This is a genomic window from Agrobacterium leguminum, from assembly GCF_015704895.1.
Lineage (GTDB): Bacteria > Pseudomonadota > Alphaproteobacteria > Rhizobiales > Rhizobiaceae > Agrobacterium > Agrobacterium leguminum.
Map to the genome: position 1 here is coordinate 160347 of NZ_JADQWB010000009.1, position 23700 is coordinate 184046.

The 23700-nt window shown below is 60.9% G+C and carries 19 protein-coding genes; 16 read left to right on the forward strand and 3 right to left on the reverse strand.

Going from position 1 to position 23700, the window contains the following annotated elements:
- The first annotated feature begins 127 nt into the window (after nt 1-127).
- From I3J13_RS15345 to I3J13_RS15370, 6 genes are all read left to right on the forward strand, one after another.
- Nucleotides 128-1063 (forward strand): LysR family transcriptional regulator, encoded by a 936-nt coding sequence (locus tag I3J13_RS15345; protein ID WP_020810591.1) that lies wholly within the window; start codon nt 128-130, stop codon nt 1061-1063.
- Nucleotides 1064-1167: 104 nt separating this feature from the next.
- A complete protein-coding gene (locus I3J13_RS15350) occupies nt 1168-1647 on the forward strand; it encodes a formate dehydrogenase subunit gamma (RefSeq protein WP_196379347.1) in 480 nt (159 codons plus the stop codon).
- Nucleotides 1644-3200: a formate dehydrogenase beta subunit gene (locus I3J13_RS15355; RefSeq protein WP_196379348.1), complete on the forward strand. Its 1557-nt coding sequence runs from the start codon at nt 1644-1646 to the stop codon at nt 3198-3200. The genes I3J13_RS15350 and I3J13_RS15355 overlap by 4 nt, the downstream gene beginning before the upstream one ends.
- 4 nt (nt 3201-3204) lie before the next feature.
- Nucleotides 3205-6087: a formate dehydrogenase subunit alpha gene (gene fdhF / locus I3J13_RS15360; RefSeq protein ID WP_196379349.1), complete on the forward strand. Its 2883-nt coding sequence runs from the start codon at nt 3205-3207 to the stop codon at nt 6085-6087.
- 70 nt (nt 6088-6157) lie between these two features.
- Nucleotides 6158-6502, forward strand: a complete 345-nt coding sequence (locus I3J13_RS15365) for a formate dehydrogenase subunit delta (protein WP_065657700.1) — start codon at nt 6158-6160, stop codon at nt 6500-6502.
- 115 nt (nt 6503-6617) lie between these two features.
- On the forward strand, nt 6618-8270 hold the full coding sequence (locus tag I3J13_RS15370) for an OFA family MFS transporter (RefSeq protein ID WP_003521686.1): 1653 nt from the start codon (nt 6618-6620) through the stop codon (nt 8268-8270).
- A gap of 91 nt (nt 8271-8361) precedes the next feature.
- Here the strand turns inward: I3J13_RS15370 and I3J13_RS15375 are convergent, their stop codons facing one another.
- Genes I3J13_RS15375 through I3J13_RS15385 form a run of 3 tightly spaced genes read right to left on the reverse strand, consistent with a single transcriptional unit; the run spans nt 8362 to nt 10949 of the window.
- A complete protein-coding gene (locus I3J13_RS15375; RefSeq protein ID WP_196379350.1) occupies nt 8362-9258 on the reverse strand; it encodes a dihydrodipicolinate synthase family protein in 897 nt (298 codons plus the stop codon).
- Nucleotides 9259-9289: 31 nt separating this feature from the next.
- A complete protein-coding gene (locus I3J13_RS15380; RefSeq protein ID WP_196379351.1) occupies nt 9290-10171 on the reverse strand; it encodes an SMP-30/gluconolactonase/LRE family protein in 882 nt (293 codons plus the stop codon).
- A 58-nt stretch (nt 10172-10229) separates the two neighbouring features.
- Nucleotides 10230-10949, reverse strand: coding sequence for a FadR/GntR family transcriptional regulator (locus I3J13_RS15385; RefSeq protein WP_003521683.1), 720 nt, complete (start codon nt 10947-10949; stop codon nt 10230-10232).
- Between the two features lie 301 nt (nt 10950-11250).
- On the opposite strand from I3J13_RS15385, the gene I3J13_RS15390 reads away from it, so the two are divergent.
- From I3J13_RS15390 to I3J13_RS15435, 10 genes are all read left to right on the forward strand, one after another.
- A complete protein-coding gene (locus I3J13_RS15390; RefSeq protein WP_035260480.1) occupies nt 11251-13200 on the forward strand; it encodes an ABC transporter substrate-binding protein in 1950 nt (649 codons plus the stop codon).
- Nucleotides 13201-13320: 120 nt separating this feature from the next.
- Nucleotides 13321-14307: an ABC transporter permease gene (locus I3J13_RS15395; RefSeq protein ID WP_003521681.1), complete on the forward strand. Its 987-nt coding sequence runs from the start codon at nt 13321-13323 to the stop codon at nt 14305-14307.
- 9 nt (nt 14308-14316) lie between these two features.
- Nucleotides 14317-15441, forward strand: coding sequence for an ABC transporter permease (locus I3J13_RS15400; RefSeq protein ID WP_080853414.1), 1125 nt, complete (start codon nt 14317-14319; stop codon nt 15439-15441).
- 9 nt (nt 15442-15450) lie between these two features.
- Nucleotides 15451-17175, forward strand: a complete 1725-nt coding sequence (locus I3J13_RS15405) for an ABC transporter ATP-binding protein (protein WP_196379352.1) — start codon at nt 15451-15453, stop codon at nt 17173-17175.
- A 44-nt stretch (nt 17176-17219) separates the two neighbouring features.
- Entirely contained in the window at nt 17220-18407 is a 1188-nt protein-coding gene (locus tag I3J13_RS15410) for a galactarate dehydratase (RefSeq protein ID WP_196379353.1), read from the forward strand.
- Nucleotides 18394-19260, forward strand: a complete 867-nt coding sequence (locus tag I3J13_RS15415) for an aldose 1-epimerase (RefSeq protein WP_196379354.1) — start codon at nt 18394-18396, stop codon at nt 19258-19260. Before I3J13_RS15410 ends, I3J13_RS15415 begins: the two co-directional genes overlap by 14 nt.
- Nucleotides 19261-19435: 175 nt before the next feature.
- Nucleotides 19436-20209: a FadR/GntR family transcriptional regulator gene (locus tag I3J13_RS15420; RefSeq protein WP_196379355.1), complete on the forward strand. Its 774-nt coding sequence runs from the start codon at nt 19436-19438 to the stop codon at nt 20207-20209.
- Between the two features lie 75 nt (nt 20210-20284).
- A complete protein-coding gene (locus I3J13_RS15425) occupies nt 20285-21793 on the forward strand; it encodes an ABC transporter substrate-binding protein (RefSeq protein WP_196379356.1) in 1509 nt (502 codons plus the stop codon).
- Between the two features lie 68 nt (nt 21794-21861).
- Nucleotides 21862-22809, forward strand: a complete 948-nt coding sequence (locus I3J13_RS15430; RefSeq protein ID WP_020810606.1) for an ABC transporter permease — start codon at nt 21862-21864, stop codon at nt 22807-22809.
- A gap of 12 nt (nt 22810-22821) precedes the next feature.
- Nucleotides 22822-23694, forward strand: coding sequence for an ABC transporter permease (locus I3J13_RS15435; RefSeq protein WP_003521670.1), 873 nt, complete (start codon nt 22822-22824; stop codon nt 23692-23694).
- The last annotated feature ends 6 nt before the right edge of the window (nt 23695-23700 follow it).

A 23700-nucleotide genomic window follows, 5' to 3' on the forward strand; every position in this document is an offset into this window, starting at 1 on the left:
GAATCCAGTCTTGCCACCCCGCGCGATTTCAGGAAAACAACGGCACCCATTTGCGGGCTTCCCCGCCTCGTTCTAGTGTTCTCCTGCTCGCACCATCCGCAGGGTCGCGAGCGACGCGGGAGGACGCATGATCGACAAGCTGGAATTTTTCATTGCATTGGCGCGCGCAGGGCATTTTGGCCGCGCGGCGGAGGAGTGCGGCGTTTCCCAACCCAGTCTCTCGGCCGCGATCCGGCAGCTGGAGGATCAGCTTGGTGTCGTTCTTGTGGTGCGTGCGGCGCGTTATCAGGGGCTGACGCCGGAAGGTCAGCGTGTTCTCGAATGGGCGCGTCGCATCGTCGCCGATACGCGCACCATGCGTGAGGAAATGCGGGCGGCGCGCAAGGGGCTGGCGGGCCACATCCGCCTTGCGGTCATTCCGACGGCGCTTGCGATGGTGCCGCGATTGACGGAATCCTTTCAGGCGCGGCATCCCGACGTGACCTTTTCCGTGACGTCACGCACCTCGCTTCAGGTCCTGAGCCAGATCGAAAACCTCGAGATCGATGCGGGAATCAGCTATCTCGACAATGAACCTCTTGGCCGAGTGACCACGGTACCGCTTTATTCGGAGCGATATCACCTGATTGCGGCAGCCGGAACGCCGCTCGCCGATCAGGAAAGCGTTACCTGGAAGCAGGTTTCAGGTCTTAGGTTATGCCTATTGACTTCGGATATGCAGAACCGCCGCATCATCAACAAGCATATGGCCGAAGCGGGCGTAGAGGTAAAACCGACATTGGAGTCCAACTCCATGATTGTGCTGTTTTCGCATATCCGAACCGGACAATGGGCTTCAATAATGCCGCGTAACATAGCGGAATCATTCGGTTTTCCAAAACAGATCAGAATGATACCGATCACCGAGCCGGATGCGGAACATCTGGTGGGGCTGATTGCGACCTATCGCGAACCACACACGCCGCTTGTTTCCGCGCTTCTTCATGAGGCACGTCAGCGCGCAGCGGCGATGGTTTTTGATAGGAATTTCCTATCGGTTGACGAAAACACATTATTGACCTGATCCGGCCGACCTCGCCATTCTCCCGAACCATGCAGGGGCTGCGCTGGCACTGAAACATGTGCCGCTCGCCATACCTGCCCCTGTCGGTTTGGGAGGACTGGCTCATGAATATCCGTGCGGTTGCCGCAGATGAGGCGGCCCGTGTTTCCGCTATCATTGACGAACTTCTCCACCTGGAGGGGCCATTGCTGCCCATTCTGCACGCGGTGCAGGAAGAATTCGGCTACATACCGGAAAGCGCTAAGCAGATCGTTGCATCCGCGCTGAATATATCGCGCGCCGAGGTTCATGGCGTCGTGACCTTCTATCCTGATTTTCGCGATCATCCGTCCGGCCGGCATGTGCTGAAGCTCTGTCGCGCCGAGGCTTGCCAGTCGATGGGTGGCGAGCCTCTTGCGGACACCATCAAGAACCGGCTCGGCCTTGACTGGCACGAAACGGCAGCCGACGGTTCCGTCACGCTGGAGCCGGTCTTCTGTCTCGGGCTTTGCGCACAGGCGCCCGCGCTGATGCTGGATGGCGAGCTTCACGCACGACTGGACGAGCACTGTCTCGGCGACATTCTGGCGGAGGCGCGCCGATGAGTGTCACCGTTTTTGTTCCTGGCGATTCCGCCGCGCTTGCCGTTGGCGCAGACCGTGTCGCCGAAGCGATCGGCCGCGAGGCGGCCATCCGCAATCTCGATGTGCATATTGTACGTAATGGCTCGCGCGGCATGCTCTGGCTTGAAGTGCTGGTGGAAGTGCGCACCGAACATGGCCGTATTGCCTATGGGCCGGTCAAGGCCAGCGACGTTGCCTCGCTTTTCGATGCGGGTTTTCTCAACGGCGGCGAGCATCGCCTCTGTCTCGGGCCGACGAAGGACATTCCGTTCCTGAAAAGCCAGACGCGCCTGACATTTGCCCGCTGCGGCGTTACCGATCCATTGTCGCTTGCGGATTACCGCGCCTATCAGGGCTTGAAAGGCCTCGAAAAAGCCGTCGCCATGGCGCCGGCCGATATCGTTGCGCAAGTGACCGAAAGCGGCCTGCGCGGACGTGGCGGCGCGGGTTTCCCGACCGGTATCAAATGGAAGACCGTCGCCGATGCGGTCGCCGACCAGAAATACATCGTCTGCAATGCCGATGAAGGTGACAGCGGCACCTTCGCCGACCGCATGATCATGGAAGGCGATCCCTTCGTGCTGATCGAAGGCATGGCGATTGCCGGCCTCGCCGTCGGCGCGACGAAAGGTTTCATCTATACGCGCTCGGAATATCCTTACGCCATCAAGGTCATGGAGCAGGCGATCGAGATCGCCCGCCGCGAAGGCATCATCGGCCCATCCGTGCTCGGTTCCGGGCGGGCCTTCGATCTCGAAGTGCGCATGGGTGCCGGCGCCTATGTCTGCGGCGAGGAAACCTCGCTTCTGAACAGTCTGGAAGGCAAGCGCGGAACCGTGCGCGCCAAGCCGCCGCTTCCTGCTTTACAGGGCCTGTTCGGCAGGCCCACCGTCGTCAATAATGTGATTTCGCTCGCCTCCATTCCGGTCATCATGGATCGTGGTGCAGCATTCTATCGCGATTTCGGCGTCGGCCGCTCGCATGGCACCATCCCCATCCAGCTTGCCGGAAACATCAGGCATGGCGGGCTTTATGAGATCGCTTTCGGCCTGCCGCTCGGGCAGCTCGTCAATGATATCGGTGGCGGCACGGTCACCGGGCGCCCCGTCAAGGCGGTACAGGTGGGCGGTCCGCTCGGGGCCTATTTCCCGGTTTCGCTGTTTGACACGATCTTCGACTATGAGGCCTTCACCGCCGCCGGCGGCCTGATCGGCCATGCGGGTATCGTGGTTTTCGACGATACCGCCGATATGCTGCATCAGGCCCGGTTCGCGCTGGAATTCTGCGCCGTCGAAAGCTGCGGCAAGTGCACGCCCTGTCGCATCGGCTCCACACGCGGCGTCGAGACGGTGGACAGGATTGCGCTCGGCATCGAGCGGGAAAAAAATACGGCACTCCTCGCAGACCTCTGCGAAACCATGAAATTCGGTTCGCTCTGTGCGCTCGGCGGTTTCACGCCCTATCCCGTCATGAGCGCACTCCGGCATTTTCCTGATGATTTTGCCCCCACCCCACGTGTTGAAGCGGCGGAGTAAGACCATGGCCCTTGTGACAGAATTCGACTATGGAACCCCCAAATCCCACGCAACGGACATGGTGACGCTCACCATCGACGGCAGGCAGGTGACTGTGTCTGCGGGAACCTCGATCATGCGCGCCTCGCGGGAAGCGGGTATCGATGTTCCGAAACTCTGCGCCACCGACATGGTGGATGCCTTCGGTTCCTGCCGCCTCTGTCTGATCGAGGTGGAGGGCCGCAACGGTACCCCTGCCTCCTGCACCACGCCTGTCGCCCCCGGTCTCGTCGTGCACACGCAGACCGAGCGGTTGAAGCAGATTCGCAAGGGCGTGATGGAGCTTTATATCTCCGATCACCCGCTCGACTGTTTGACCTGCGCCGCCAATGGCGATTGCGAACTGCAGGATATGGCCGGCGCCGTTGGCCTGCGCGATGTGCGTTACGGTTACGAAGGCGACAACCACGTCAAGGCCCGCACCGGCGATGGCGATCTCAATGCCCGCTGGATGCCGAAGGACGAGAGCAATCCCTATTTTACCTACGATCCTTCCAAATGCATCGTCTGCTCGCGTTGCGTGCGCGCCTGTGAGGAAGTGCAGGGCACCTTCGCGCTGACGATCGAAGGGCGCGGTTTCGAAAGCCGAGTATCGCCCGGTGCACATGAGGCGTTCCTCGATTCCGACTGCGTTTCCTGCGGCGCCTGCGTGCAGGCTTGTCCGACGGCGACGCTTACTGAAAAATCGGTGATCGAAATTGGCCAGCCGGAACATTCGCTGGTCACGACCTGCGCCTATTGTGGTGTCGGCTGCTCCTTCAAGGCGGAAATGCGCGGTGAAGAGCTGGTACGCATGGTGCCGTGGAAGGACGGGCAGGCCAATCGCGGCCATTCCTGCGTCAAGGGCCGCTTCGCTTATGGTTATGCCACCCACAGGGACCGCATTCTCAACCCGATGATCCGCGAAAAGATCAGCGATCCATGGCGGGAAGTCACGTGGGAGGAGGCCTTCTCCCATGTCGCGTCGGAGTTCCGGCGTATCCAGGGTCAATATGGCCGGGAATCCATCGGGGGCATCACCTCGTCCCGCTGCACGAACGAAGAAACCTTCCTCGTCCAGAAACTCATCCGCGCCGGCTTCGGCAATAACAACGTCGATACCTGCGCCCGCGTCTGCCATTCGCCGACCGGCTACGGTCTCGGCCAGGCTTTCGGCACCTCCGCCGGCACGCAGAATTTCGATAGCGTCGAGCAGTCCGATGTGGTGCTGGTCATCGGCGCCAATCCGACGGATGGACATCCTGTTTTCGGTTCGCGGCTGAAAAAGCGGCTGCGACAGGGCGCGAAGCTGATCGTCATCGATCCGCGCCGTATCGATCTCGTCCGCACGCCGCATGTGGAGGCGTCCTTCCACCTGCCGCTGAAGCCCGGAACGAATGTCGCGGTGCTGACGGCGCTTGCGCATGTCATCGTCACGGAAGGCCTGTTCAACGAAGCCTTCATTCGCGAGCGCTGCGACTGGTCGGAATTCGAGGATTGGGCCGCTTTCGTCGCCGAACCCCAGCATAGCCCGGAAGAAACCGAAAGCTTCACTGGCGTGCCGGCGGAAGAGGTGCGCGGCGCCGCACGTCTTTATGCCAGGGGTGGCAATGGCGCCATCTATTACGGGCTCGGTGTCACCGAACACAGCCAGGGGTCTACCACGGTGATGGCAATCGCCAATCTCGCCATGGCGACTGGCAATATCGGCCGCCCCGGCGTGGGGGTCAATCCGCTACGCGGTCAGAACAATGTTCAGGGCTCCTGCGACATGGGGTCTTTCCCGCACGAGCTTCCGGGCTATCGGCATATTTCCGACGATGCCACGCGCGACATCTTCGAGAAACTCTGGGGCGTGAAACTCAACAACGAGCCGGGGCTGCGTATTCCCAACATGCTCGATGCGGCCGTGGATGGCAGCTTCAAGGGCATCTATATTCAGGGCGAGGATATTCTCCAGTCCGATCCGGATACGAAGCACGTCTCTGCCGGTCTCGCCGCGATGGAATGCGTCGTGGTGCACGATCTCTTCCTGAACGAGACGGCGAATTACGCCCATGTCTTCCTGCCGGGCTCCACCTTCCTCGAAAAGGACGGCACCTTCACCAATGCCGAGCGCCGCATCAACCGCGTCCGCAAGGTCATGTCCCCGAAGAACGGTTATGCCGACTGGGAAGTGACGCAGAAGCTGGCGCAGGCCATGGGTCTTGCGTGGAATTACGCGCATCCGTCCGAGATAATGGACGAGATCGCGGCGACGACACCGAGCTTTGCCGGTGTTTCCTACGACTATCTGGAAGAAAAGGGCTCGGTGCAGTGGCCCTGCAACGAGAAATTCCCGGATGGTTCGCCGATCATGCATGTGGACGGTTTCGTGCGCGGCAAGGGCAAGTTCATCCGCACCGAATATGTGGCGACGGACGAACGCACGGGGCCGCGGTTCCCGCTGCTGCTCACCACCGGCCGCATCCTGTCGCAATACAATGTCGGCGCGCAGACACGGCGCACGGAAAACGTTGTCTGGCATGAGGAGGATCGGCTCGAAATCCATCCGCACGACGCCGAACAGCGCGGCGTGAAGGATGGCGACTGGATCAAGCTCGCCAGCCGGTCGGGCGACACGACGCTGCGGGCGCTGATTACCGACCGTGTGGCGCCGGGCGTGGTCTATACGACCTTCCACCATCCCGGCACGCAGGCGAATGTCATCACTACCGACTTCTCCGACTGGGCGACCAACTGTCCCGAATACAAGGTGACCGCCGTGCAGGTATCGCCTTCCAACGGGCCGACGGAATGGCAAGAAGAATATGATGCGCTCGGCCGCCGTTCGCGGCGGATCAGCGGCAAGCTCGAAGCGGCGGAATAAGGAGGGCCGGGTGCGCCCGGCCTGTCACACACAGAGGCGTCGGGCGGCAGCCGGCGCGGGGGAAGAGGTCATGTTGCTCAACCACACCGATGAAAAGCTGGTGAGAATGGCGAACCAGATCGCGACGTTCTTTCTGTCGCAGCCGGAAGATATTCGCATCGAAGGTGTCGCCACCCACATCAACAAGTTCTGGGAACCGCGCATGCGACGCCGGTTCTTCGAGATGGTGGATGCCGGGGCCGGTGATTTTCTGCCGCTTGTGCTTGCCGCGTCGAAGAAGATCAAGCGGCCCGACGATCCGGCGGCCGATGCCGTGGGGCTCGGCGACGATGCCAAGGGCGCGCCGGGCGGCAAAGGACCAATTGCGGGCGAGTCCCTTTCGGAACCGAGCGTCCCGGAAAGCACAGAGGCTTGAGCGGCGCGACCGCAAAATCACACTTTCGGCCGGACGGGGGACGTTCGGCGATATCGGTGTTCGCCCGGCGGGGCGAACGTGACATGTCCAGACATCCACGAGGGAGGTAATGTCAATGGCAGTAGCAGGTGCGACAGCGGGAGAGGCGGCGCAAGCCGGGTTTTTGGACCGCGAACGAATAATCGCAAGACCGGGTTTCAATCGCTGGCTGGTGCCGCCGGCGGCCCTTGCCATTCATCTATGCATCGGCATGGCCTATGGCTTCAGCGTGTTCTGGCTGCCGCTGTCGAAGGCGCTGCCGGCCACGGACCCCAGTTGCTCCAGCCTTACCCTTCTGGGTGCGCTGTTCACCACTGAGTGCAACTGGCGCGTGGCCGATCTCGGCTGGATCTATACGCTTTTCTTCGTTCTTCTCGGCTGCTCGGCGGCCATCTGGGGCGGCTGGCTGGAAAGAGTGGGGCCGCGCAAGGCCGGCTTCGTTTCCGCCTGCTGCTGGTGCGGCGGTATTCTGGTGGCGGCAATCGGCGTCATCACGCATCAACTGTGGCTGATGTGGCTGGGCGCCGGCGTCATCGGCGGTATCGGCCTCGGCCTCGGCTATATTTCGCCCGTATCGACCCTGATCAAATGGTTCCCGGACCGTCGCGGCATGGCGACGGGCATGGCCATCATGGGATTTGGCGGTGGTGCGATGATCGGTGCGCCGCTCGCCAATCTGCTGATGAACAACTTCAAGACGGATGTTTCGGTCGGCGTCTGGCAGACTTTCGTCGTCATGGCCCTGATCTATTTCGTCTTCATGATGGCGGGTGCTTTCGGTTACCGCATTCCGCCATCGGGCTGGCGGCCGGAAGGCTGGACCGCGCCTTCCGCCAAAAGCGCCATGATAACCCATCGCCATGTGCATCTGCGCGATGCGCACAAGACGCCGCAGTTCTGGCTCATCTGGGCGGTGCTGTGCCTCAACGTTTCGGCGGGTATCGGCGTCATCGGCATGGCCTCGCCCATGCTGCAGGAAATCTTCGCGGGCTCGCTGATCGGCTTACCCGGCGTGGGCTTCGCCGATCTCGATGCCGGGCAGAAGGCACAGATCGCGGCGATTGCTGCCGGTTTCACCGGGCTGCTTTCCCTGTTTAATATCGGCGGCCGCTTCTTCTGGGCGTCGATGTCTGACAAGATCGGCCGCAAGAACACTTATTTCTGCTTCTTCATTCTCGGCATCATTCTTTATGCGCTGGCGCCGACGCTCGCGACGATGGGCAACAAGGCGCTCTTCGTTCTCGCCTTCGGTATCATCCTGTCGATGTATGGCGGTGGTTTTGCGACCATTCCCGCTTATCTTGCCGATATTTTCGGCACGCAGTTCGTCGGCGCAATCCACGGCCGCCTGCTGACGGCGTGGGCGACTGCGGGCATCGCCGGCCCGGTCGTCGTCAACTACATCCGCGAAGCGCAGATCGCGGCGGGTGTGGCGCCAGGACCCGCGCTCTACACCAGCACCATGTATATTCTGGCGGGCATGCTGGCGATCGGCCTCGTGGCCAATGCTTTCGTGCGGCCGCTTTCGGACAAGTGGTTCATGTCGGATGCGGAGGTCGCGACGCTGCAGGCAAAGACGGCGGCCGCCAATGCCGGTCCGACAGGCTCCTTCGGCATCGGACGTGGCGGGCTGGACACCAAGGCGGCACTTGCCTGGGTTGCTGTCGGTATTCCGCTTCTGTGGGGCGTATGGGTTACCGTGAAGAGCAGCCTTGCGCTGTTCGGCTGAGCATCCATCGGCCCGGAAAGCATATGCCGGCTCATGGCCGGCATATGATCTGATCAAAGCGAAAACGTGCAGCTTGCTGGCAAGGCGTCCATCAGCGCCAGCTGGCAAGCAGTCCTTCGAGCGTTGCGCGGTCTTCTTTGTCCAGACGGGCAAGTCCCGGGGCGCGAACGGGGCCAACCTTCATCCCCAGAATTTCCATGGCTTCCTTCACAACGGTCACATTTGCGCCGTTACGATATCGTGTCCGCAGCCGTTCGAACAATTCGATCTTTTCGATGATCTTCCGTGCGGCCGGGAAATCGCCGGCCGTCAGGGCGTCATGAACCTGCAGGGAAAATTGCGGCGCGACATTGACGAGACCGGATGTGAAGCCGCGCGCGCCAACCGCCGCAAAGGCAGGCGCCCAGCTTTCAGCCAGTCCGCAGACATATAGAGCGCCGTTCGGATCGGAAGCGGCAATCGCGCGCGACAGAAGCATGATGTCGGTCGTCGCGAACTTGATGCCGGCGACATTCGGGTGGCTCGCGAGCCTTACCATGTCATCGACCGAAAAGCCGTCCGCCCGGACATAGGCGACCAGCGGCAATTCGCTGCCCTCCGCAAGACCGATAAAATAGTCGATCTGCGATTGCGGGGCTGCAAAAGGGTCGACCGGCTGATGCGACATCACGGCGGATGCGCCCATTTCTTTTGCCTGACGCGCCATGGAGAGCGCTTCGCGCTGCGAGCGGCCAATCGCCGCCGTAACCGGGGCTTTGCCGCTGACGCCTTTTATCGCGGCCTCATAAACCTTCAGAATTTCCGCAGGCATCAAGGCGTAGAATTCGCCGGTATTGCCCGCCGCGACGATATTGTGGATGCCCGCCTTTGCGACGCGGGCGTAAACCTCGGCGGTAACACCGGTCTCCACTTCGCCGCTTGCATCGTAAGCCGTTACCGGAACGCCGGAGATGCCCTGCAGGGCCTGGCGAAAATCGAATGTCGTCATCAACTGGGTTCCTTAGGATCAAAAGTCATCTTCAGATGGAGAATTTGTGAACGGGCGTGCCGGCGACCGGGGCATCGAATGCGACAACCGTGCCTGCGGTGGTTATTCCGTCCGTCTCGGTGACGAGACTTGTGAGGTAGATCGTCTTGAGGTCGGGACCGCCGAAACACGGCATGGTCGGCCCCTTGAACGGCAGCCTGTAGACCTCGAACAATTCGCCGTCCGGTGAAAAGCGGTTGAGACGTCCCGCCTGAACGCCGGCGCTCCAGTAACAGCCTTCGCAATCGGTCGCAGCACCGTCCGGCCTGCCTTCATCCGGCGCGAAATCGTGCAGGCGTTCGGCCGGGCCGATCTTGCCCGTTGCGACATCGAAATCGAACACCTGATACATGAGGCCGCTGCTGTCGGAATGGTACATGCGCCTGCCGTCAGGGCTCCAGGCAAGCCCGTTCGATGTGAGCATGTCGCCATCGATGATGCATTCGACGCCGCCATCCGGGGCGACGCGATAGAGGCGTGCATTGCCTGTCTGTATCGCGGCCTCGTCGCGGGTCCCCACCCAGAAATGGCCGTCCGGGCCAATCTTTCCATCGTTGAGGCGGCTGTCAGGCCGCCCCTCGTCCGGGTCGCAGAGAAGATCGAGCTTGCCGCTCGCGGGATCGAGAAGATGCACGCCGGTCTTGAGGCCCGCCACGATCAAGCCATTGTCGCAAAGGCCGAGACAGCCCACCTGGGCGGGCATGTCGTATCTGTCGAGTTTTCCGCCGGGATGCAGGCGGAAAATGGCGGGCGCGAGAATATCGACGAACCACAGATCGCCGGTTCGCTCGTCCCAGGCAGGCGATTCGCCCACCTTCAGCGGGGTATCGATCAGGGAACGGAGCTTCGGTTCTATGATGTGCGGCTGGCTCACTGGTTCCTCTCCCTCATCCGCCCTTTATGATTCTATTTTCCACATTGCAGGGTGCGGCCTAGCTGCCGACGCCCTGAAACATGCGGGCGCGCGCCTTCAATATGTGGTCTTTCATCGCGTCATGCGCGGCCTGCTCGCGTCGCGCAAAAATCGCTTCCACGATGGCCGTGTGCTCGTTCTGCACCTCACGCACATGCTGCGGCGTCCGCTTGAGGCTGAGGCTGCGTGTCACTGACTGGCCGATGGCGAAATGGGGCTTGAACCAGATCCGCACCGTGATGTGGAACTGGTTATGGCTCGCCTTCGCGATGGCTTCGTGCAGGGCGAAGTCTTCCTCAGCACCGAGATCGTTGCGCTCGAGACACTGTTCCAGCGCGGCAATCGCCTGCTCGATACGCACCCTGTCCGCGGCCTGCCAGTTGCGCGCCGCAAGCTCAGCCGCGGAAGCCTCCAATCCGGCCCTGAACTCAAAAAAACGCTGTACGTCGGCCAGCGAGCCGACCGGCACCTGTTGCAACACGGAAGAATCCGGTTGCTGGCGTACATAGGAGCCGGATCCCTTTTGCGAAACGATAAGCTCGTCGTTCCGAAGCCGCTCCAGCGCTTCCCGCACAACCGGCCGCGACGCGCCGAACAGCGACGCCAGATTCTGTTCCGATGGCAGCCGCTCGTTCACGGGAAACCGCCCGTCCGAAATCATGCCGACGATTTTTTCGTAGATGATGTCGCTCAGCCGAGTTTCGCCTCGAGCGGCGGCAGATGCAGTGTGATTGTCCATCAGCAGCCCTTCCGTTGCAAATCGCTGAAGTTAATGGGTTTCCTGCATTTCAATCGCAACAGAAATACCGGGGTTTTTGTGCGCGAGGGGGCTGTCCTACCGATTTTTTCTTCAAGCCTGATCCTGAAAACCGGCCTACAAATAAAAAAGATGTAAAAATCTGTCAATACTTGTAATCATCTGAAAACGCCCATATGGTCTGCCCCTGCCGATGGAGGATCGGCGTGCTGGCTGGCCGGGAGGGCCGTCGCGGTTCGGTGAAAGCCGTCTCGCTGCCGGTGATTTTTTGGGAGGATTGTCGATGCGCGATGGCGAAGCATTTTCACTGGGCGTAACGCGCCGAACCTTTATGGCGGGTGTTGGCGGCGTGGCCGCCCTTTCCGTCATCGGGACCTCGGCGCGGGCTGCTGCCGGCAAACAGGCGCCGGAACTGGAGGCGCTGGTAAAGGACGGCAAATTGCCGCCTTTGGCCGAACGTCTGCCGAAAAATCCGATGGTGGTGACGCCGCACGAGAAAATCGGCACCTATGGCGGTACATTGCGCCGTGGCCTGCGCGGTTCGTCGGACCATAACGGCATCCTGCGCATGGTCGGCAATCAGGGCCTTGTCCGCTGGAACATGGATTTCACTGAGGTTCTGCCGAACCTTGCGGTGAAATGGGAAGTCAACGACGATGCCTCGCAATTCACCTTCCATTTGCTGGAGGGCGCAAAATGGTCGGACGGCCACCCCTTCACAGCCGATGACGTGGTCTTCGCCATTGAGGACTGCATCAAGAACAAGGAGCTTTACAGCGCCACGCCGGCGCAGCTTTCCGTGGCCGGCAAGGCGGTCGATGTCGAAAAAGTCGACGATTTCACGGTAAAGTTCAAATTCGCAGCGCCGAATGCGCTTTATCTCGAAAATCTCGCCACGCCGCTCGGCCAGCATCCGACGCTGTTTCCCAAACACTATTGCAGCAAGTTCCTGCCGAAATACAACACGGCGCTCGATGCCGATGTGAAGGCGGCGGGTGTCTCCAGCTGGACCGAGCTGTTCCGCGCCAAATGTGGCGATATCGAAATTCCGTCCCGCTGGTCGAATGTCGACAAGCCGACGCTTGATCCATGGGTGGTGAAAGAACCCTATTCCGGCGGTGCGACACGCGTGGTTATGACCCGCAACCCTTACTTCTGGCAGGTCGATACCGAAGGCAACCAGTTGCCCTATATCGACGAAATCAATTTCGGCATTTCGCAGGATGTCGAATCGCTGATGCTGAACGTCATTTCCGGCAAGATCGACATTCAGGAGCGCCATATCAGCGTTCTCGCCAACAAGCCGACCCTGTCGCAGAACATGAAAAAGGGTGACTACCGCCTGCTGACTTTGGTGCCGTCTGCTGCGCAGCAGTGCCAGATCTACCTGAACATCACCCACAAAGACCCGGCAATGCGCAAGATGTTTGCCGACAAGTCATTCCGTCAGGCATTGTCCATCGCGCTCAACCGGCAGGAAATTATCGACATTGTCTATTTCGGCCAGAGCGAAGGATATCAGGCCGGGCCGCGCCCGACACATCCCTGGTATAACGAAAAGCTGGCGCGGCAATTCACCGAATATGACGCCGACAAGGCGAACGAGCTTCTCGACAAGGCCGGTTACGACAAGAAGAACGGCAACGGCATGCGGTTGCGGCCTGACGGCCAGCCTGTCTTCTTCTCGATTGACGTCATCCCGACGCTCTATCCCGATCTGGTCGATGCGCTGGAACTGGTGAAGGCGCAATGGGCGCAGATCGGCGTCGACATCAAGGTCAACACCATCGAACGCGCGCTTTATTATACGCGGGGCGATGACAACGCCCATGATGCCGCCGTCTGGCCCGGTCCCGGCGGTCTCGATCCGATGCTCGATCCGCGCGATTTCTTCGCCTTCCATCCGCAGGGGTCGCGTTACGCCATTCCGTGGGCGCTCTGGTACACCTCGAATGGCCAGAAGGGCGAAGAGCCGCCGGAAAGCCAGAAGCAGCGCTTCAAGCTGTTCGATGAGGCGCGCTCGACGGCCGACCTTGCCAAGCGCGGCGAGAAGATGAAGCAGATCTTCGACATTGCGGCGGAAGAGTTCGAAACAATCGGCCTCTGCCTTGCGGTGGGCGGTTTCGGCATCATCCGCAACAATCTGCGCAATGTGCCGGAAACGGAACCCGACAGCTGGACCTGGCCTAATCCCGGCCCGGCGCTGCCGCAACAGTTCACCTTCACAAGCTGACATCGCCACATGGGCGTCGCTGCCGCAACGCGGCGACGCCTCTCAGGTTGTTTCGACCACCCGCAGCCGTCTCCCTAGTGGAAGGCGGCGCGTGCGGCACAATGTGATTGCGAGAACGACATGCTGCTTTTCATCGTAAAACGCCTGCTGTGGATGATACCGTCCCTGTTTGCCGTCAGTTTCCTTGCCTTTGTCCTGATCCAGCTGCCGCCCGGCGACTATGTGACGACCTATATCGCCACACTGGCCGCCTCCAACGAGGTCATCGACCACAATACGGCGGCGCAGCTGCGCGAACGTTTCGGCCTCGACGATCCGATGATCGTGCAATATCTGAAATGGATATGGGGCATCGTCAGCCGCGGCGATTTCGGCATTTCGTTCGAGTGGCAGCAGCCGGTTTCAGGCCTCATCTGGGAGCGCATGGCGCTGACGCTGGTTCTGGCCATCGCAAGCCTTCTCGCAACCTGGGCCATCGCGCTTCCCATCGGCGTCTTCTCCGCCGTGCGCAAATATTCGATTGGCGATTATCTCTTCACCGCCTTTTCCTTCTTCGGCCTTTCCATACCCTCGTTCCTGCTGGCACTGGTGCTGATGTATGTCGCGGCGGTGGAGTTCGGGGCCGATGTTGGCGGGCTGTTTTCCGCAGAATACGAGACCGCCTCGTGGAGCATCGCCAAGATGATGGACCTGATGGCCCATATCTGGCTGCCGGTCGCCATTCTTGCCGTGTCTTCCACCGCAAGCCTCATCCGTGTCATGCGCGCCAATATGCTGGACGAGTTGCCCAAGCCCTATGTCACCACCGCGCGGGCGAAGGGACTGTCGGAGTTCAAGCTGCTGACGAAATATCCGCTCAGAATTGCGCTCAATCCGTTCATCTCCACCATTGCATGGCTGTTGCCCAATCTCATTTCGGGCTCCGTGGTTGTCGCCATCGTGCTCAATCTGCCGACGGCCGCGCCGCTGCTTCTGCAGTCGCTGATGGCGCAGGACATGTATCTCGCTGGCGCTTTCGTGCTGCTGATCTGCGCGCTGACGCTGATCGGATCGCTGATCAGCGACATCCTGCTTGCGCTGGTCGATCCGCGCATCCGTCTCGAATAGGAGGGCGCCATGAGCGATATCACCTTGACCACCAATGCCCGGCAGGACCGCGCAGCCGTCGCCTCGCAGTGGCAGCTCATCTGGTGGGCCTTCAAGCGCCACAAGCTGGCCATGGCCGCCCTGTTCATCACCATCGCCATGTATATCGTCGCGCTGGTGCCGGGCTTCTTCGCCATCAACGATCCGGTGCTGCAGAATGCGCGGGCCACATTCCATCCGCCGCAGCGTGTCCATTTCATCGATACGACCGAGGGTTTCTCGCTCGGGCTGCATTATTATCCGCTGAAGCTGACCCGCAATCCTGAAACGCTGGCGGCGGTCTTCGTCGAAGATACGGCGAAGAAAATCCCGGTCCAGCTTTTCGGTCGCGGTTACGAATATTCCGTATTCGGCCTGTTCACCACGGATATCCACCTGCTGGCCTCCACCGATAAAACGCGCCCGCTCTTTCTCTTCGGCGCGGATCGTCTCGGCCGAGATGTCTTCAGCCGCGTGGTGCAGGGGGCGCAGGTTTCTTTGTCCATCGGTCTTGTCGGCGTGTTCTTCTCGTTGCTGCTCGGCGTCGTTCTCGGAGGCATTTCAGGATATTATGGCGGCCGCATCGATTTCGTCATGCAGCGTGTGATCGACTTCGTGCTGTCGTTGCCCACCATTCCAATCTGGCTGGCGCTGGCCGCCGCCCTGCCGCAGGGCTGGCCTGCCACGCTGCAATATATGATGATTACCATCATCCTGTCCCTGACCGGCTGGGCGCAGCTTGCCCGCGTCGTGCGCGGCCGGTTCCTGTCGCTCAGGACCGAAGAGTTCGTGGCCGCGGCCCGGCTGGATGGCGTGCCGGAAGGGCGCATCATTTTCCGCCATATGCTGCCGAGCTTTTCGAGCCACATCATCGCCTCGGTCACGCTTGCGGTTCCGGCGATGATCCTTGCGGAAACATCGCTGTCCTTCCTAGGCCTCGGTCTGCAACCGCCGACCATTTCCTGGGGCGTGCTGCTTCGCGAGGCGCAGAATATCCGCTCGATTGCAACCGCACCCTGGCTGTTCCTGCCCGGTGTGGCGGTCGTCATTGCCGTCATGGCGCTCAATCTGCTGGGCGACGGTCTGCGCGATGCAGCCGACCCCTATAATAAGTGAGGGTCCCGGATGAGCGACATTCTCTCCATGAAGCCAGCCAAGCCGCTGCTTGAAGTCCGCAATCTGGTCACTGAATTTCCGGTCAGAAACGGCGTTTTCCGGGCGGTCAACGATCTGTCTTTCTCCATCGATCCCGGCAAGACGCTCTGCGTCGTCGGCGAAAGCGGCTCCGGCAAATCCGTCACCGCCCGCTCGATCCTGCAGATCATCGACAGCCCCGGCCGCATTGCGTCCGGATCGATCATCCTCAACCGCGCCGACGGCACCTCTCTGGATCTGGCAAAACTCGATCCGCGCAGCCGGGCCATCCGCTCGGTGCGCGGCGCCGATATCGCGATGATCTTTCAGGAGCCGATGTCGTCGCTTTCACCCGTGCACACCGTCGGTGACCAGATCACCGAAGTCCTGCGTCTGCATCTGAAGATGAGCAAGGCGCAGGCGCGGGCCGAGGCCATCGAACTGCTGCGGCAGGTGGAAATTCCCAATCCCGAAAAGGCGCTGGATCGTTACGCCTTCCAATATTCGGGCGGCATGCGCCAGCGCGCGATGATCGCCATGGCGCTGGCCTGCAAGCCTCAACTCCTGATCGCCGACGAGCCGACGACGGCGCTCGATGTGACGACGCAGGCCGAAATCCTCGACCTGATATCGCGGCTGCAAAAGGCGCATGGTATGGCGGTGCTGTTCATCACCCATGACATGGGCGTGGTGGCGCAGATTGCCGATGATGTGCTGGTCATGCATCACGGCGTCGCCAAGGAATATGGCACCGTCGAACAGATATTCCACAGCCCGCAGGACGCCTATACCCGCATGTTGATCGGCTCCGTGCTGAAGCTGGAGCAGAAGGCGGAAATCCGGCTTGCGCGGCCTCCGCTCGATCTTACGGCCGCGCCGGTGCTGGAAGTGAACGACCTTTCCATGCATTTCGGCGAAATGAAGGCGCTGGATGGCGTGTCGATCAAGCTATTGCCCGGCGAGACGCTCGGTATCGTCGGCGAAAGCGGCTCCGGCAAGACCACGATGGGTCGTTCCATCATGCGCCTTTACGATCCGACCGGTGGCGCGATGCTCTATCGCCGGGCGGATGGCAGTGTGGTCGATCTGGCCAGGATCGAAGGCGCCGAGCTGAAAGCCGCGCGGCGTGAACTGCGCATGGTTTTCCAGGACCCGTTCGGCTCGCTCAATCCCCGCATGACGGTGGCGCAGGTCATCGGCGAGCCGTTGCTGGTCAATGGCATTGCCAGGGGCAGGGAACTGGATGAACGCGTCTGCGCCCTGATGGAGCAGGTGGGACTGGACCCAAGCGGGCGCGAGCGCTATCCGCACGCCTTTTCCGGCGGCCAGCGCCAGCGCATCGGCATCGCCCGCGCCATCACGCTGAAGCCGCGCATCATCGTGGCGGATGAGGCGACCTCGGCGCTCGATGTTTCGGTGCGGTTCCAGGTGCTGGATCTTCTGATGCGGCTGCAGGATGAGCTGGGGCTCGCCTATATCTTCATCAGCCACGATATCGGCGTCATCCGCTATATGTGCGACCGCGTCGGCGTGATGTATCGCGGCAAGCTGGTGGAAGTGGGAGACGCCGAAAAGGTCTGCAATGCGCCGGACCATCCCTATACGCAGGCGCTTCTTTCCGCCATTCCGCGCCCGGACCCGCGCGACCGGGATCGCACCCGCAGATTCCGCTACGTCGAACCATCCGAAGTCAAAAACGGGGCCGTCGCCCGATAGTGCCGGGCTTGTCGCACGCTGCAATTCATGAGGAAGACTGAAGCATGAAAATCGATCGCATGCGGGTATTCGTCACCCGCGACAAGGACCGCCCCCGCGTCATCGTCGCTCTCGATACCGATGACGGTTTGACCGGCTGGGGTGAATGTTACAATCACGGCCCCGATCTCGCCCTGCCGCCGGTGCTGGACTACCTCTACAGCTTCCTTGCCGGGCAGGACCCGACACGGGTGGAGTATCTCTATAATCTCCTGCTCCAGCAGAACCGCTTTCCGCCCGGAGCGCTCGGTCTGTCGGCAATCTCGGCGCTCGATCATTGCCTCTGGGACCTTGCCGCCAAGGCGGCGGGCGTGCCCGTCTACAAGCTGCTGGGCGGCGAAGTGCGCGACCGTATCAAGGTCTATGCCGGTGTCTATACGGCCCCGGATGCGCCGGCGGCAAAGGAGGAATTCGACCGTCTGAACGAGGATTGGGGCTTCACGGCCTTCAAGCTCAGCCCATGGCGCGTCGATATTCACGCCCATCGCTGGGGGGAGGTGGTGCGCAGTTCCGCCGAATATTTTCGCTCGCTTCGCGAAACGGTGCGGCCTGACTACGACATCGCCTTCGACGCCCATGCCAAGATTTTCGAGCCAGCGGCCGCCCGCCAGCTTGGCAACGCACTTGCCCCCTACGATCCGCTGTTCTTCGAAGAACCTTTGCGCCCGGAAAATATCGAGATGTGGGGAGACCTGAAACAAGGGCTGAACTGCACACTGGCAACGGGTGAAAGCCTCTATAATCGCAATGAGTTCCTGTGCCTTCTTCAAGTGAAAGGTGCGGATATCATTCAGCCCGACATCTGCGTCGTCGGCGGCATTTCGGAGATGCGCCGCATCGCCACGCTTGCGGAAGCGCATTTCGTCAGCATCGCGCCGCATAACCCGATGGGACCGCTCGCCACCGCCGTCAATGTGCACTTCTCCGCCGCCCAGCAGAATTTCCGCATTCTCGAATACCGGCTGCCGAAAGGGCAATGCTACGTCTATGGCGGCACCGATCTTGAAAAACGCGAGGACGAAACCCGTTATGTCGTCGACCCCTACCTGCCGAAGGACGGATATCTGGAGCTGAGGCCGGACCGACCCGGCTGGGGTGTGGAGATGGATGAAAAAGCCATGCAGGAGGATGGCTATGTTCATTGGCAAAGACGGGTGCCGAAACGGCCTGACGGCTCCTATGCCTTCGCCTGAAACGGTTGCGATTGCCTGCGGGCGGCTCTCCGCCCGCCTGCGCCCCGCCTGGGGTGGGAGAATGACCCATCTGCGGCACAAGGACTACGGCGATATTCTGGTGCCGACAACGGAGCAGGAGTTCGAGCCGTTCAACTGGCCGAGGGCCGGCGCATATCCGCTGTTTCCCTATCACAACCGGCTCTATGGCGGGTCCTTCGTCCATGCGGGTATTCGCCATGACCTGCTGCCGCATCCGGCGCTTGCGCCTGACGCCATGCATGGCCCGGCTCACCGCCGGCCGTGGGCGATTTCAGATCTGTCTCCGGATCGGGTCTCACTGGTACTGGACTACGAGGCTGACGGAGAGTGGCCTTTTTCCTTCCGCGCCGAGCAGTCTTTTCTGCTGGAGGACGACAGCCTTACCGTGGGGCTGTCGATAACCAATTTCGCGAATGGGCCAGCGCCGATGTCGCTGGGCTGGCATCCCTATTTTGCCGCCGGACTCGGTTGCGACGCGCGGACGGACGCCAAACTGCAATATCCTCTGGATGCGCAGAACGTGCCAACCGGCCAGCCGGCAACACCTCGCCCGAAACCCGCCATTCCCGCCGCAACGGGATACACATTGCATTTCACCGATTGGTCAAGCGCACAGGTCGACTTCGACAGGTTTTCACTACGGCTCGAGGCCGATCCCGTTTTTGGCCATCTCGCCGTGCACCGCATGGAGCGCTATCTCTGTCTTGAGCCCGTTTCCATGGCCGCCGGAGCGCTTGGTTTGCCGCAGGCGCAGCGGGAAGGGCAGGGTCTCGGGACGGTTGCTCCCGGCGAGCGCCTGTCGGGGCGCATCAGGCTCTCCATCAATCTTTAGGAGGGGCGGGTGCGTCTATAACGCCTAACCGCCCATCGCCCACCCTTTACCTTCAAAAAACGCCACATGCCCATATTTTGAGCGCCAGTTATTGCCGCTCAAAAATAAGCTTGACGGCGGCAAAAATTTCTCACCAAATGAACCAATGTAAGATTGGTTCAGTAAATGGTGCGACTTGACGGTGAACCCTAACGATAACTCCAACTACGCGCTGGCGAAGTTGCGGGAGTACATTCAGACGCAGGATCTTGCGAAAGACCGTCGCCTGCCCACGGAGCGGGCCTTCGCGGAAACCTTCAATGTCGGCCGGCGTGCGGTTCGCCGCGCTCTTGAAGTTCTGGAAGCCGAAGGTCTGATCTGGCGACGGCAGGGGGCGGGAACCTTTGTGGGTGAAAAGCCGGACGATTGGTCCGCCCAAGTGACGGAACTGGTCGCCGGCACGGACATCATGGAAATCATGGAGGTGCGCCTGCGCATCGAGCCGCAGCTGGCGCAGCTTGCGGCCATGCGCGCCAAGCCCGCCGAGGTGGAACGCATGCGCGCCCTCGTCCAGAAGACCGGCCAGAGCACGGACGCCGACGCCAAGGAGTTGTGGGATGGTTCGCTTCACCGCCAGATCGCCCAGAGCGCCGGCAACAAATTGTTCCTGTCCATCTTCGATGTCGTCAACCGCATTCGCCAGGACGATGCATGGCAGTCGATACGGGAACTGGCGCGCCGCAGCGGCACGAACGGCAAGGCTTCCTTCGAGCAGCACATAGCAATCGTCGATGCCATCGCCGATCGCGACCCCGCAAGAGCCGGCGAAGCGATGCGCCAGCACCTTCTCATGCATCAGGAAAGGCTGATCCGCGCCACCTCGCTCGGCTTTCTGGAGGAGAAAACCGGAGAAGATATTGCCGCCCGCAGCACGGGCGATGCCGAGAATCCGCTCACGCCGGCCTCATAGGCGGCAGAGCAGACCTGCCGGCCTTTCAGGGCCGGCCAATGAAAAAACAAAGATAACCAGACCAGAGGATAGAACATGAAGAAGATCAAGACATTGACTGCGGCCTTATTGGCCGGTGCATTCCTGTCCGCGCCGGCCATCTCGTCCGAATTGCGCATCGGCCTTAACGATGACGCCGACGTTCTCGACCCCGCGCAATCGCGCACCTTCGTCGGCCGTATCGTCTACACCGCCATGTGCGACAAGCTCGTCGATATCTCGCAGGACATGAAGATCGTTCCCCAGCTTGCCACCGAATGGGCCTGGTCCGAGGGCGGCAAGGTGCTGACGATGAAAATCCGCGACGGCGTGAAATTCCATGACGGCGAGACACTGGATGCGGCGGCTGTGGTCGCCACCATCGAGCGCAACATGACCCTGCCGGAATCCCGCCGCAAGAGCGAGCTTTCCTCGGTCGAAAAGGTCGAGGCCACCGGGCCGCTGGACGTCAAATTCACCCTGAAGACGCCGGATGTTACGCTGCTGGCGCAGCTTTCCGACCGCGCCGGCATGATCGTCGCGCCGAAGGCGGCCAAGGAACTGGGCGCGAATTTCGGTTCGAAGCCGGTCTGCGCCGGGCCGTTCAAATTCGTCGAGCGCATCCAGCAGGACCGTATCGTGCTCGAAAAATTCGCCGATTATTGGGACAAGGACAAAATTCTGGTCGACAGGGTCGTTTATCTGCCGATCCCGGATACGACCGTGAAGCTTGCCAATCTTCGCTCGGGAGACCTCGATATCGCCGAGCGCATCTCGGCCTCCGATGCCGAGTCCGTCAAGAACGACGCCAATCTGACCTATGCGGATGTCATCGGGCCGGGCTACATGGCCATGTATGTCAATATCAACAATGGTTCGCGTGCGGATAATCCGCTCGGCAAGGACAAGCGCCTGCGTCAGGCCTTCTCTTACGCGATTGACCGGGAAGCAATTGGACAGATCGTCTTTGAAGGCACCTCCAAGGCCGGCAATCAGGCCTTTCCGCCTACAAGCCCGTGGTTCAACCAGAACTTGGCCGTGCCGGCACGTGACATCGACAAGGCCAAGCAGTTGATGAAGGAGGCGGGTTACGAGACGCTTGATATCGAGCTTCAGCACGCCAACAACACGACGCAGACGCAGATGATGCAGGTCATCCAGTCCATGGTCGCGGAAGCCGGCTTCAACGTCACCCTGAAGGCGACCGAATTCGCGACGCTTCTGTCCGAGCAGACCGCCGGCAACTACCAGCTCAGCCGTTCCGACTGGTCGGGACGTATCGATCCGGACGGCAATCTGCATCAGTTCGTCACCTGCAAGGGCGGCATCAACGATGTGAAATATTGCAATCCCGAGGTCGACAAGCTGCTGAACGAGGCCCGCGCCTCGACGGAGGATGCGGTGCGCAAGGAAAAATACGATGCGGCAAGCGTCATCCTCAACGATGACATGCCGATCATCTATCTCGGTCACCAGCCCTATGCCTATGCCATTTCCAACAAGGTCAAGGGCTGGGCGCCGTCGCCGGATGGCATGATCCGCCTTCTCGGCGTCTCCAAGGACTGAACGCTTCGCATGCGCCGCACGGCCTTGCCGTGCGGCCCTCACGAATTGGCACGAACGAGGGCCACGCCATGCCTGTTTATATCGGCAAGCGACTGCTGGTCGCTATCCCGACGCTTCTGATCATCTCGATCTTCGTCTTCTCGCTGCAGAAACTGCTGCCGGGAGATCCGGTGCTCGCCATGGCTGGCGAGGAGCGCGATCCGGCGACGATTGAATTCCTGCGGGAGAAATATCGCCTGAACGACCCCGTGCCGCTGCAATATGTCAACTGGCTGGGCGGCGTGGTGACGGGCGATTTCGGCATTTCGCTGCGCACCAACCAGCCGGTGCTGGAGCTTATCGGCCAGAAGCTGCCGGTCACCATTCAGCTTGCGGTTATGGCAATGTTCTTTGCCATGGTCATCGGCATTCCCATCGGTATTCTGGCCGCCGTCAAGAAGAATACGTGGATCGACTACACGGCCAATATCGTGGCGCTTTCCGGCCTCTCCATCCCGAACTTCTGGCTCGGCATCATGTTGATCCTGCTGGTGTCGGTCAAACTCGGCTGGTTGCCGGCATCCGGTTATGAATCGATCTTTGTCGATCCCGTCCGCTCCATCGAAACCATGATTATGCCGGCCTTCGTGCTGGGCAACGCGCTTGCGGCGACGCTGATGCGGCATACACGTTCGGCGATGGTGGCGGTGCTCAGTTCCGACTATATCCGCACCGCCCGCGCCAAGGGTCTTTCGCCGCGCGAGATCATCCTGTCGCATAGTTTCCGCAACGCACTTCTGCCCGTCATCACATTGCTGGCGCTGCTTTTCGGTGAATTGCTGGCCGGTGCGGTGCTGACGGAGCAGATATTCACCATTCCCGGCTTCGGCAAGATGACGGTCGATGCGGTGTTCACCCGCGATTACGCCGTCGTGCAAGGCATCGTTCTTTGCACCGCCGTCGGCTTCATCCTCATGAACCTTCTGGCCGACATTGCCTATGTCCTGCTCAACCCCCGCCTCAGGGCGACGATCTGAGGCCCCGATATCATGACCGTTCTCGATCAAAACCTCTCCGTAGCGGTAACGCGGCAGGAAAGCCGCGCCTGGAAAAAGATGAAGCGCAACAAATCCGCGCTTGTCGGCATGGTTATCGTGCTGTTTTTCGCCGTCCTTGCCATCGCCGCGCCAATCCTGCCGATTGCCGATCCGGTGGCGACCAGCTGGTCGGCGATCCGCAAGGCGCCCTCGGCCGCCCATTGGCTCGGCACCGACGATCTCGGCCGAGACATCCTTTCCCGCATGATCTATGGCGCACGCGCCTCGCTGATGGCGGGCGTCGTCTCGGTGATGATCGCCGTGGTCATCGGCGTACCCTTTGGCCTGATTTCAGGTTATTTCGGCGGCTGGGTGGATATGGTCATATCCCGCATCACCGAAGCGTTGCTGGCCATGCCGTTTCTCATCATGGCGATTGCGCTTGCCGCCTTCCTCGGACCGAGCCTCACCAATGCGATGATCGCCATCGGCCTTTCCGCCATGCCGATTTTCGTGCGGCTGACGCGCGGGCAGGTGCTGGCGGTCAAGACCGAAGATTATGTCGAAGGCGCAAGGTCCATCGGCCTCAACCACATCGACATCATGACGCGTTACATCCTGCCGAATGTCTTCGCCCCCATCATCGTGCAGGCGACCCTGACGGTGGCGACCGCCATCATCGCGGAGGCGAGCCTTTCTTTCCTCGGCCTCGGCCAGCAAGCGCCTGCGCCCTCCTGGGGCTCGATGCTGAATACCGCGAAGAATTTCCTCAGCCAGGCGCCGTGGATGACGATGTGGCCCGGCATCGCCATCTTCCTCGTCGTCATCGGCTTCAATCTTCTGGGCGACGGCCTGCGCGACGCGCTCGATCCGCGCGAAGCATGATCTTTT